This is a genomic window from Planktotalea sp. (assembly GCF_018607965.1).
Classification (GTDB): domain Bacteria; phylum Pseudomonadota; class Alphaproteobacteria; order Rhodobacterales; family Rhodobacteraceae; genus Planktotalea.
The window spans coordinates 1-10,976 of the sequence record NZ_JABBAM010000019.1; the positions used below are offsets into that span (position 1 = coordinate 1).

Genomic DNA, 10,976 nt, shown 5'->3' on the forward strand with positions numbered 1-10,976 from the left:
GACGGAAGCCTTGATCGCGTCTGGAGTAGTTGATGGGCAAGTGGCGCTGGCGGCGATTGACGGGTTCACGCCTAACTTGGATGCGTTGCGCGCGGGAACCGAAAGCGATGGTTTGCCCGTGCCAGAACTGGTGCGCCAATTGAAAGCAGGACTGCCCGCCAAAGCGAGTGCTGCGATCCACAAAGGGGCGACATCACAGGATGTGATTGATACGGCGATGGTCCTGATGTGCTGTGATGTGCTACGGGATTTTCAATCGCGCAGCTTGGCTGTTTTGGCGCAATTGGATAGGTTGAATACGCGCTTTGGTGACGTGGAAATAATGGGACGTACACGCATGCAAGCGGCGCTGCCCATTCGAGTTTCAGATCGTATTCGCACGTGGCGCGACCCTCTTCAGGCGCATTTGGAAGCACTGCCCGAGCTGCTTGCAAACTTTGCGCGTGTACAAGTTGGTGGTCTTGTCGGCATGCGTGCAAATGATGAAATTGCGGAGCATGTTGCAAAGACATTGAACCTAACTTTGACGCCTGTTTGGCATACAGATCGCAGTGGGTTTGTGTCTGTCGGAAACTGGTTGATGTTGCTCAGCGGAACCCTTGGTAAGATCGGTTTGGACATAAGCTTGATGGCGCAGCAAGGCGTTGATGAAGTAAAATTAAGCGGCGCTGGCGGATCCTCTGCGATGCCGCACAAGCAAAACCCAGTGCGCGCCTAAACGCTGGTGACTTTGGCACGGTATGTGGCGGGGCAGCAGGGCATTTTAGGGCAAACGATGTTGCACGAACAAGAACGTTCGGGCGTGGCGTGGGCGTTGGAATGGCTGATTGTACCTGAAATGTTCGAAGCGACTGGCGCTGCACTAAACAGCGCCAGCGGATTGCTTGGGGCGTTAATAGGCGTTCATCGTCAACAGTTCGTATTCGGCGACTTTTTCAGTGTCCTGATTGGATAGCGTGACGTGCCACCGCACTTCGCCGTATTCTTCATTGCGCGGGGTCTTCTTTTTCACCGTCAGGCGCACTTGAATGCTGTCACCTGCTTGGACGGGTTTCATAAAGCGTAAATTATCTAGGCCAGTGTTGGCCAAAACAGGTCCCTCATTCGGCTCGACGAACATGCCTGCTGCAAAACTTAACAACAGATACCCATGCGCGACGCGACCGGGGAAGAACGGGTTTCGCTTAGCTGCGGCCTCGTCCATGTGCGCGTAGAACGTGTCGCCTGTGAAATTGGCGAAATGCTCGATGTCTTCCATGGTGACGACGCGCGGATCTGTATTGATCGTTTCGCCGATTTCGACCTGATTGAACGTGCGCGTAAAGGGATGCGCAAGGGCTGTTTTTTCAAGTGCGCCGTCCACCCAAGTGTCCCCAATCGCGGCCAGAATATCAGGACTGCCTTGGACCGCTGTGCGCTGCATGTAGTGCATCACGCCGCGTACCCCGCCCAGTTCTTCACCGCCGCCAGCACGACCAGGACCGCCGTGGACCATGTGCGGTAGGGGGGATCCGTGGCCTGTGCTTTCCTTCATGGAATCGCGATTGTTGAAATAGAGACGACCGTGGAATGCGCCTGCACCCAATGCGACCTCGCGCGCGACGTTTGGATCATGTGTAATGACTGAGGCAACAAGCGAGCCCTGACCCTTGTTCACCAACGCAATCGCGTGGTCTATGTCGCGGTAGCCCATGACGGTTGAAACGGGGCCGAAGGCTTCTGTGTCGTGCACGCGCACCGCAGTATCGGGGGCGGCGCAATGGAAGAGCATGGGTGAGAGAAACGCGCCTTTATGATCTGTGAAATCATCGTTGCCATAGACCTGTTCGGCCTCGGTTCCAATAATCGCGGCTTTCTCTAGGACATCGCGCTTTTGAGAATTTGAAACCAACGCGCCCATGCGCGTCGCTGGATCGCTGGGATCGCCGATAACAGTTTTGGATAGACGTTCTGACAGGGCTGCAATCACTGCATCGACTTGGTTCTGGGGCGCAATGATACGGCGCACAGCGGTACATTTTTGCCCCGCTTTCGTGGTCATTTCGCGCTGGACTTCTTTGATGAAGAGCTCGAACTCTGGCGTGCCTGCGACCGCGTCAGGGCCAAGGATAGACGCGTTCAGGCTGTCTTGTTCAGCAGTAAAGCGGATGGAATGTTTGAGGATATGTGGTGCAGAGCGTAGTTTCAAAGCGGTCTGGGCCGAACCTGTAAAGCTGACCACATCTTGCAGCGTTAGACGATCTAGCATGTAGCCCAAGCCACCACTAACCAATTGCAATGCACCCTCAGGAAGGATGCCGCTGTCGAGCATAAGACGCACCGCAAGTTCGGTCACATAGGACGTTGCCGTTGCGGGTTTTACGATAGCAGGAACACCCGCAAGGATTGTTGGGGCCAGTTTTTCTAGCATGCCCCAAACAGGGAAATTGAATGCGTTGATGTGAACTGCGACGCCTTGAAGCGGTGTGCAAATGTGCTGGCCTAGAAATGTGCCTGTGCGCCCGAGCTGTTCAATGTCGCCGTCCAGATAAACTTGGTTATCTGGCATTTCACGACGGCCCTTCGAGGCGAAAACAAACATTGTTCCAATGCCACCGTCGATATCAATCAAATGGTCGGATTGTGTTGCGCCCGTTGCGAAAGACAGATCGTACAGCGCTTGTTTGTTATCGTTCAAATGCGATGCCAACGCCTTCAACATGCGGGCGCGATCATGGAAAGTGAGTTTGCGTAAATTCGGCCCGCCAACGGTGCGTGCGTGATCCAACATCGCCTCGACATCAAGTGAGGAATTGCCCGCGCGTGCCATGGTTTCGCCAGTAACTGCGTTCTCAATATCACGCGCATTCGCGTCAGGGGCAATCCATGTTCCGGCAGCGAATGAGTTGACTTGGAGAAGGCTCATGACGTGTTCCTTATTGGGCGCGCAAATGCGGTTGGTTATTAATTGACCGCCTGAATGACCCATGCAAGACATATCAGTAGAAATAGGGGAGTACGCGTTGTGACACCGCAGATGAGAGCCAAAAAATCCAGTGATGCGCTATGGGAGGACGATCAAGCCTCTCATTGGGTTGGCATTGAGCGTGGCGCTGTTTCTGAGGGTCATGCGGTGATGTCGCTCGCTGTGCAAAAGCACCACAGTAATGGACACGGAATTTGCCACGGTGGAATGATCTTCACACTGGCAGATACAGCATTCGCTTTTGCGTGCAATTCTCGCAATCACAACACTGTGGCGCAGAATAACATGGTGACCTTTGTGGCCCCTGGTCAGGTTGGCGATGTGCTGACTGCGACGGCGCGCGAGGTGTCTTTGGCGGGACGCAGCGGGATTTACGACGTGCGCGTGACCAAACAAGACGGTACGCTGATCGCAGAAATGCGTGGACTGTCACGCGCGATCAAAGGCCATCTATTCGATGAAGCGGACGAGGGAGAATAAGATGAGCAATTTGACACCGGACCCGTCCATTCTGGACCCTATCGAGATTGCCAGCCGTGATGAGATTTCAGCCCTTCAGCTAGAGCGCATGAAGTGGTCTTTACACCATGCCTACGACAATGTCGCGATGTACAAAGAACGCTTTGATGCAGCTGGTGTGCATCCAGATGATCTTGTGACGCTTGCTGATTTGGCAAAGTTCCCGTTCACGCACAAAGACGACTTGCGCGCAAATTATCCGTTCGGAATGTTCGCGGTCCCGCAAGATCAGATCGCGCGCATTCACGCGTCGTCGGGCACGACGGGCAAGGCGACAGTTGTCGGATATACTGCGAATGACATTAGCAATTGGGCCGATCTGGTCGCGCGCTCTTTACGTGCTGCGGGTCTGCGCAAGGGCGATATGATCCACAACGCTTATGGCTACGGTCTGTTCACAGGTGGGCTTGGCGCGCACTACGGGATCGAACGTTTAGGCGCGACCGTGGTGCCGATGGGTGGGGGGCAGACGGATAAGCAAGTCGGCCTGATCAACGATTTCAAACCACGTGGGATCATGGTGACGCCGTCTTATATACTCAACATCTTGGAAGCATTTCACAAGGCCGGTCTTGATCCACGCAAGAGTTCGCTAGAGGTGGCCGTGTTCGGCGCTGAACCTTGGACGGAAGCCATGCGCCGTGAGATTGAAGAAGCGTTCGATCTGAACGCCGTTGATATTTATGGATTGTCTGAGGTGATGGGGCCAGGGGTTGCCAACGAATGTGTGGAAACCAAAGACGGTCCTGTCATTTGGGAGGATCATTTCTATCCTGAGATCATTGATCCTGTGACGGGCCACGTGCTGCCAGATGGAGAAGAGGGCGAATTGGTCTTTACCACGTTGACCAAGGAGGGCATGCCGATTGTGCGCTATCGTACCCGCGATTTGACGCGGCTTTTACCCGGAACTGCGCGATCCATGCGCCGCATTGCCAAGATCACGGGCCGGTCTGATGACATGATCATTCTGCGCGGTGTGAACGTGTTCCCGACGCAGATCGAAGAACAGGTGATGGCGGTCGAGGGCCTTGCGCCGTATTTCCAAATTGAACGCTATAAGGCGGGCCCGATGGATGCATTGCGCGTTCTGGCCGAAGCGATGCCGAATGCGGCAAGCGAGGCGGCAAAGGATGCTGCAGCCAAAACGCTAGGGAAGAGGATCAAGGATATGGTCGGGATTACGACAGAGGTGAGTGTCGGTGATCCAGGTAGCGTTGCGCGCTCGCAAGGTAAAGCTGTGCGCGTCGTCGATAAGCGAGGGTAGGCTGTGAACGTGCGAGGTGGGTTTTGAACATAACAGCGATTACCGGATTTTGGACGCGACTTTTCCTAATGTTGGCTGTGCGGACATTGCCGGTATTCAAATATCAAGCCTATCGTTTCAACCATTTGATTGCAGTTGAGGAATGAACGCATGTCGAGCAACTACTTGTATTCAGGAGATGTTAATTATGATGGGCCTGAACCAATGGCTTATCGTCTGCACGCCAGCGCTTTTCTGGAGTGCGCGGAGTTTGCGCTTTCTGGCATCCGTGAAAGAGGCCCAAAAGAATCCAATATGATGCAGAACGCGCCTATCGTGCATCTGATTTGCCACTCGATTGAGATGTTTCTAAAGCTTGCTTTGTACAAAACTGGAAGTAACAATAGGGACGTAATGGCCTTTGAGCTACGGCACAATCTGACGAACCTGAAAGAGAAATGCGAAGATCGTGGTGTGGTGTTTTCAGACAGCGTAGCCAAGATGATAGATGCACTATCGCCGCTACATGAGACGCACAAGCTTAGGTATATGGCCTTCGTTGAAGCCCCAATATGGCTTCCTTTTTGTCCTTCAGAGATGATTGATTTGACGAAGAATCTTGCAACTGCTTCGCATCCTAGCCAGAGAACATAGCCTTTCTTGCCATCATGGACGATCGACATGTTGGGCTCGAAGTGGCCATGGTGACACGTCTTAATTCCACTCGAGCGTGCATCACATAACACACCTTATACCCTGTTCGCGATTCGTTATGGCGCGGTCAATCGTGCAGAGGTTGCGCTTTAATGCTGATCGTAATCCACAACAACTTTGTCTGTCAGCGCAAATGATTGGCAGCTTAGGATAAAGCCCTGTTCAACCTCGTAGTCCTCTAAGGCGTGGTTAGCCACCATCTCGACTTCGCCCTCAAGCACTTTGCATTTGCAGGTCGAACACACGCCAGCTTTGCACGCGAACGGGGCGTCCAACCCGCCTGCGAGGGCGGCTTCTAGGACGGTTTGATCTTTACCCATCGTGACCGTGCGAGGGGAGCCGTCGATGATGACCACGGCTTCTGCGAGTTTGGCCACCGCGTCTGTTGCGGCGGAGGCTTTGCGTTTTAGGCGACCGGGTTGAGAGGAGGCAAAGAGTTCGAATTTGATCTGTGCGTCCGTTAGCCCGTTCTCTTTCAACGCTTTGGCAATGCCCAGCATCATCGGTTCGGGTCCGCAGATGAAGGCAGTATCTACGCCGGCTATGTCGATCCAATGTTCGAACAATGCGGTGCATTTGGCCTCGTCCACGCGGCCTGTGAATAGGTCGATATCTTGCGCGTCGCTTTCGAGAATGTGGATGACGTTCAACCGACCCATGTAGTTGTTCTTGAGGTCTTCAAGTTCCTCACGGAACATAATCGTGTTCACGCCGCGGTTGGCGTAGACCAGCGTGAAACGGCTGTCAGGTTCGCGCATGAGGGTGGTTTTCAGGATCGACAGAACGGGCGTGATGCCAGAGCCACCCGCGAAACCGAGATAGGTTTTACCTTGTTTAGGGTCTATCGCGGTATGGAAACCGCCCATTGGCGGCATTGCTTCTAGCGTCATGCCAGCGGCAAGATTTTCGTTGGCCCAGGTAGAGAACGCGCCGCCATCAACTTTCTTGATACCGACCTGTAGGATGCCATCGTCCTTGCCAGCGCAGATCGAATAAGAGCGGCGAATTTCTGTGCCCTCAATGTTTTGGCGAAAGGTCAGATACTGCCCTTGGATAAAATTGAAATCATCCGTGTTCGCAGGTTCCAACGACACGACAACAGCGTCGCGAATGGTCTTGCGGACTTCGGTAACTTTAAGCGGATGAAAGCGCGCCATGTGTGGGCCCCTCTAGATACATTTGAAATAATCGAACGGCTCAAGACAATCCGTGCAGCGCCACTGTGCTTTGCAGGGAGTAGAGCCAAATTGGCTAATTCGGGTCACATTTTCGGATTTACAAAGCGGACAACGTTCAGGTCCACCAGTGGTACGCGGGGGCGCAATGCCGTGTTCTTCCAGCTTGGCACGGCCTTTGTCAGACAGCCAATCCGTGGTCCACGGGGGTGCGAGTTGCGTCTTGATGCGGGTGTTTTTGATGCCCCGATCGATCATCGCGGTTTCTATATCAAACGAAATAATAGAGGTGGCAGGGCAGCCAGAATAGGTCGGCGTGACCGCGACTTCGAGTGTGTCACCGTCCCAAACGACACCGCGCACGATGCCAAGATCGACAATAGAAATCACAGGGATCTCGGGGTCGGGCACTTGGTCAAGCCATTCCCAAACTTGTGCGATGTCTGGGTTCATTTACCAGTTTGCCCCAGGATAGGCACGTTGGAGCCATTGCATGTTCGTTAGCAAATGGCCCAGATGTTCAGTGTGCTGAAACCCGCTTTTGCCGCCTTTATGCGCGAAACGGCTGTCGGGAATTGTTAAGGTTGCCTCTGCCATAACAGCGCTAACTTGCGCCTCGAAGGTTTTGCGCATTTCTGTCAGATCAGGTGCAATTCCAGCAGCTAGCATGGCCTCGTCCACAGCATCAGGCGTGAATAACTCGCCCACATAGGGCCACATCAGATCAAGTGCCGCTTGTATTTTCGTGTGGCTTTCCTCAGTTCCATCGCCAAGGCCAATCACCGTGTCGCCAGAACGCTCCACGTGGTACATGACTTCTTTCACAGCCTTAGCAGCGATCTCCGCAACGCGGGGTTCGCAGGACTTGGTGAGGCCCTGCAACATCAGCAAATGCCATGTGTCGAACAGGAATTGGCGCATCAGGGTTTGACCGAAATCGCCATTGGGTTGTTCGACAATTAGTGCAGAGCGGAAGTCCCAAACGTCACGTAGCATTGCAAGATCATCAGCAGTGCGCCCTTTGCCCTCAACCTCTGCTGCGAGGCCAAGCCACATTTGCGTTTGGCCGATCAGATCAAGCGCGATATTTGCCAATGCGATGTCTTCTTCAAGCACGGGGGAGTGGCCACACCACTCAGAAACGCGGTGTCCAAGGATCAACGTGTTGTCGCCCATGCGGCACAGGAAATCGAAGTAGGGGTCAGCAGTGCTCATTACATTGCACCTACGTCGTCGGGGATGTCGAAGAAGGTGGGGTGGCGATAGACTTTGCTCTCAGAGGGCTCGTACAGCGGACCTGTGTCAGAGGGCGAGGAGGCCGCGATGTGATGCGCGGGGACGACCCAAATGCTGACGCCCTCGTTGCGGCGCGTATACACATCGCGCGCGTTCTTGATCGCCATTTCTTCGTCCGCAGCATGAAGCGAGCCGACGTGGCGGTGGGACATGCCATGCTGCCCACGGATGAACACTTCCCAAAGGGGCCATTCGTTTCTCATGTTTCTACTCCGCTGCTATTTTGCATCTGCGCCACGCAGATTGATCGACCGCGTCCCAGCCGAATGCATCGTCTGTTGATCCGTGTTCTTGAAGGTGCGCTAGTTTTTGCATCGCCTCTTCAAGCGTCGGGATATGGCCGTCCTCGACCCACCACATTACGAAATGGTGTCGTGTCATGTTCTCAAACCAAGCGGGGCGCTTTTCGTAGAATTTGGCGTGGATGGTGTTGAAGACGTAGTCGCCAAGGCTGGCGACATCTTCCCAAATGGACATGTTGGAAATCATTTCTTCATCGCCGGGAACAGCCAGATCTGTCGCGTTGCCACTGTCTGATTTCATGCGCCAAACGTAGCCGTTTGAGCGTTCCGCGAGTGCATTCAAGGTATCAAGGTTATCCATGAAACCCGCCATGCGCGGATCATCAAGAGGGTAGCGCGCGTAGCCTACGTTGAGTTCGGCCAGCTGCATTATTCGGCTGCCAGTTTTGCTGCGCGCTTTTTCTCTGCATGGGCCATCAGACCGTCGCGCACCCACGCCCCGTCGTCCCACGCTTTGTTACGCGCGGCGAGACGTTCTTTGTTGCACGGTCCATTGCCGCGCAAAACGTCGAAGAATTCATCCCAATCGGGACCTGTGAAATCGTAGCCACCTTTGGTCTCGTTCCATTTCAAGTCAGGATCAGGCACGGTCAGACCGAGGAATTCAGCTTGTGGCACGGTCTGGTCAACGAACTTTTGACGCAGTTCATCGTTGCCGTTCATTTTGATTTTCCACGACATGCTTTGTTCGGAGTGCACAGATTCCGCATCGGAGGGGCCGAACATCATCAAGGACGGGAACCACATGCGGTTTAGCGCGTCTTGGGCCATGCGCTTTTGCGCCTCTGTGCCGTTTGCCATTTTCATCATGATGTCGTAGCCTTGACGCTGATGAAAGCTTTCTTCTTTGCAAATACGGATCATTGCACGGGAGTAGGGGCCAAAGGATGTGCGCTGCAAAGGCACTTGATTCATAATCGCAGCACCATCAACAAGCCAACCAACCGCACCCATATCGGCCCATGTTAGGGTCGGATAGTTGAAGATCGACGAATACTTCATGCGACCATCAAGCAGCATTTCAGTGAGTTCATCACGGGTCACACCCAGCGTTTCAGCGGCGCAATACAGGTATAGACCATGGCCCGCTTCATCCTGAACTTTCGCCAAAAGGATCGCCTTGCGTTCCAGTGTTGGCGCGCGCGTGATCCAGTTGCCCTCTGGCAGTTGACCGACGATTTCGGAATGCGCATGTTGGCCTATTTGGCGGATTAGGGTCTTGCGATAGCCTTCTGGCATCCAATCCTTTGGTTCAATCTTATCGCCCGCATCAATGCGCACTTGGAAGGCGGCCAGCTTTTCTGGATCGTCCTGCGTCGCCTCGGATTTGATCATCTGTGCGTACATGGCTTTATCCTATCGCTTTGCTACTTGAGGACATGGCTTCAGACCCTCTCAATAATAAGTGCAGCGCCTTGGCCAACGCCAACGCACATGGTGCACAGTGCGTAACGACCACCTGTGCGTTTTAATTGATGTGCCGCAGTCAGAACCAAACGGGCGCCAGACATGCCAAGCGGATGACCGAGCGCAATCGCCCCGCCCTGCGGGTTTACGCGGGGGTCATCGTCGGCGACGCCGAGGGCGCGCAAGGTGGCAAGACCTTGGCTGGCGAAGGCTTCATTCAATTCGATCACGTCCATTTGGTCGATGGTGAGACCTGCGCGCGCCAGTACTTTCTGGCTGGCAGGGATGGGCCCAATACCCATGACGCGCGGGGCAACACCAGCGGATGACATGCCTACAATGCGCACCATCGGGGTGAGTGAATTTTTGTAGAGTGCTTTTTCAGAGCCGATGAGCAAAGCGGCGGAACCGTCGTTTACACCACTCGCATTACCGGCGGTGACGGTCATGTCTGGACCGTTGATGCCGCGTAATTTGGCGAGCTTTTCAGCAGTCGTGCCAGCGCGCGGATGTTCATCGGTGTCAAAAACAATTGGGTCGCCTTTGCGCTGGGGCACATGCACGGGAACGATTTCATCTGCGAAATATCCCGCGGCGTGGGCTGCTGCCCATTTGGCTTGGGAGCTGGCTGCAAACGCGTCTTGGTCCACGCGGTTGATACCGTAGTCGGCCGCAACGTTGTCCGCCGTTTCGGGCATGGAATCGACGCCATACGTCTCTTTCATTTTGCGGTTGATGAAGCGCCATCCGATTGTTGTGTCGAACACTTCGTTCGCACGTGTAAAGGCGGTGGTTGCTTTGGGCATTACGAAGGGTGCGCGGCTCATGCTCTCCACACCACCTGCGATGGTCAGATCGTAGTCGCCCGTTTTGATTCCACGTGCTGCAAAGCCAACAGCGTCCATGCCAGAGGCGCACAGACGGTTGATTGTTGTGCCGGGAACATCTGTGGGAAGACCAGCCAATAACGCGGCCATGCGCGCGACGTTGCGGTTGTCTTCACCGGCTTGGTTGGCCGAGCCATAAATGACTTCGTCCACCTTGGCCCAGTCCACGCCTTTGTTACGTTTTATCAGCGCGGAAATAGGCAAGGCGGCCAAATCATCAGTGCGGATCGAGGACAAAGAGCCCCCGTAACGGCCAATGGGCGTACGCACGCTGTCACAAATAAAGGCTTCCATGGACTAGGTTCCTTGTAGGCAATTTAGGCTAAGATATCTGATATCCTTCACGGCGCAACAAAAAGTTACGAAAAATCATTAAAGAGTAAATTTATGTAACGCTTTATCCGGCTCTTACCGTATCGATCATGAGTTTCACATTTTCTGGGTTGGCGTCTGGTGTGATTCCGT

The 10,976-nt window shown here is 54.1% G+C and carries 12 protein-coding genes; 4 read left to right on the forward strand and 8 right to left on the reverse strand.

All coding sequences use genetic code 11. From position 1 onward, the window contains the following. Positions 1-718: lyase family protein (locus QZ279_RS01310; RefSeq protein WP_293447054.1), on the forward strand; the 718-nt coding region annotated here is incomplete at its 5' end. 174 nt (positions 719-892) lie between these two features. Here QZ279_RS01310 and paaZ read toward each other — a convergent pair. Continuing rightward, the gene (gene paaZ / locus QZ279_RS01315) at positions 893-2,905 is read right to left on the reverse strand and encodes a phenylacetic acid degradation bifunctional protein PaaZ (RefSeq protein WP_293447055.1); all 2,013 of its coding nucleotides are present in this window, start codon (positions 2,903-2,905) and stop codon (positions 893-895) included. Between the two features lie 111 nt (positions 2,906-3,016). Here paaZ and paaI point away from each other — a divergent pair, with 111 nt between their 5' ends. The 3 genes from paaI (at position 3,017) to QZ279_RS01330 (ending at position 5,384) form a co-directional block, all read left to right on the forward strand. Continuing rightward, positions 3,017-3,445, forward strand: a complete 429-nt coding sequence (gene paaI / locus QZ279_RS01320; protein ID WP_293447057.1) for a hydroxyphenylacetyl-CoA thioesterase PaaI — start codon at positions 3,017-3,019, stop codon at positions 3,443-3,445. 1 nt (position 3,446) lies between these two features. Beyond that, on the forward strand, positions 3,447-4,751 hold the full coding sequence (paaK, locus tag QZ279_RS01325; protein ID WP_293447059.1) for a phenylacetate--CoA ligase PaaK: 1,305 nt from the start codon (positions 3,447-3,449) through the stop codon (positions 4,749-4,751). Between the two features lie 150 nt (positions 4,752-4,901). Further along, positions 4,902-5,384, forward strand: coding sequence for a hypothetical protein (locus tag QZ279_RS01330; RefSeq protein WP_293447061.1), 483 nt, complete (start codon positions 4,902-4,904; stop codon positions 5,382-5,384). Between the two features lie 149 nt (positions 5,385-5,533). On the opposite strand, the gene QZ279_RS01335 is transcribed toward QZ279_RS01330, so the two are convergent. Genes QZ279_RS01335 through pcaF form a run of 7 tightly spaced genes read right to left on the reverse strand, consistent with a single transcriptional unit; the run spans position 5,534 to position 10,805 of the window. Beyond that, a complete protein-coding gene (locus tag QZ279_RS01335; RefSeq protein WP_293447063.1) occupies positions 5,534-6,601 on the reverse strand; it encodes a 2Fe-2S iron-sulfur cluster-binding protein in 1,068 nt (355 codons plus the stop codon). Between the two features lie 12 nt (positions 6,602-6,613). Then, the gene (gene paaD, locus QZ279_RS01340) at positions 6,614-7,072 is read right to left on the reverse strand and encodes a 1,2-phenylacetyl-CoA epoxidase subunit PaaD (protein WP_293447065.1); all 459 of its coding nucleotides are present in this window, start codon (positions 7,070-7,072) and stop codon (positions 6,614-6,616) included. Beyond that, a complete protein-coding gene (paaC, locus tag QZ279_RS01345) occupies positions 7,073-7,834 on the reverse strand; it encodes a 1,2-phenylacetyl-CoA epoxidase subunit PaaC (RefSeq protein WP_293447067.1) in 762 nt (253 codons plus the stop codon). Beyond that, positions 7,834-8,118, reverse strand: coding sequence for a 1,2-phenylacetyl-CoA epoxidase subunit PaaB (gene paaB, locus QZ279_RS01350; RefSeq protein WP_293447069.1), 285 nt, complete (start codon positions 8,116-8,118; stop codon positions 7,834-7,836). The genes paaC and paaB overlap by 1 nt, the downstream gene beginning before the upstream one ends. A 4-nt stretch (positions 8,119-8,122) precedes the next feature. Then, positions 8,123-8,587: a DUF3291 domain-containing protein gene (locus tag QZ279_RS01355; protein WP_293447070.1), complete on the reverse strand. Its 465-nt coding sequence runs from the start codon at positions 8,585-8,587 to the stop codon at positions 8,123-8,125. Beyond that, a complete protein-coding gene (paaA, locus tag QZ279_RS01360; RefSeq protein WP_293447071.1) occupies positions 8,587-9,564 on the reverse strand; it encodes a 1,2-phenylacetyl-CoA epoxidase subunit PaaA in 978 nt (325 codons plus the stop codon). The genes QZ279_RS01355 and paaA overlap by 1 nt, the downstream gene beginning before the upstream one ends. Before the next feature lie 38 nt (positions 9,565-9,602). Next, positions 9,603-10,805 (reverse strand): 3-oxoadipyl-CoA thiolase, encoded by a 1,203-nt coding sequence (gene pcaF / locus QZ279_RS01365; RefSeq protein ID WP_293447072.1) that lies wholly within the window; start codon positions 10,803-10,805, stop codon positions 9,603-9,605. Between the last annotated feature and the right edge of the window lie 171 nt (positions 10,806-10,976).

Coding starts and splice junctions, on each gene's coding strand:
- paaZ (WP_293447055.1), bottom strand. CDS start 2,905: ATGAGCCTTCTCCAAGTCAACTCATTCGCTGCCGGAACATGGATTGCC.
- paaI (WP_293447057.1), top strand. CDS start 3,017: ATGAGAGCCAAAAAATCCAGTGATGCGCTATGGGAGGACGATCAAGCC.
- paaK (WP_293447059.1), top strand. CDS start 3,447: ATGAGCAATTTGACACCGGACCCGTCCATTCTGGACCCTATCGAGATT.
- QZ279_RS01330 (WP_293447061.1), top strand. CDS start 4,902: ATGTCGAGCAACTACTTGTATTCAGGAGATGTTAATTATGATGGGCCT.
- QZ279_RS01335 (WP_293447063.1), bottom strand. CDS start 6,601: ATGGCGCGCTTTCATCCGCTTAAAGTTACCGAAGTCCGCAAGACCATT.
- paaD (WP_293447065.1), bottom strand. CDS start 7,072: ATGAACCCAGACATCGCACAAGTTTGGGAATGGCTTGACCAAGTGCCC.
- paaC (WP_293447067.1), bottom strand. CDS start 7,834: ATGAGCACTGCTGACCCCTACTTCGATTTCCTGTGCCGCATGGGCGAC.
- paaB (WP_293447069.1), bottom strand. CDS start 8,118: ATGAGAAACGAATGGCCCCTTTGGGAAGTGTTCATCCGTGGGCAGCAT.
- QZ279_RS01355 (WP_293447070.1), bottom strand. CDS start 8,587: ATGCAGCTGGCCGAACTCAACGTAGGCTACGCGCGCTACCCTCTTGAT.
- paaA (WP_293447071.1), bottom strand. CDS start 9,564: ATGTACGCACAGATGATCAAATCCGAGGCGACGCAGGACGATCCAGAA.
- pcaF (WP_293447072.1), bottom strand. CDS start 10,805: ATGGAAGCCTTTATTTGTGACAGCGTGCGTACGCCCATTGGCCGTTAC.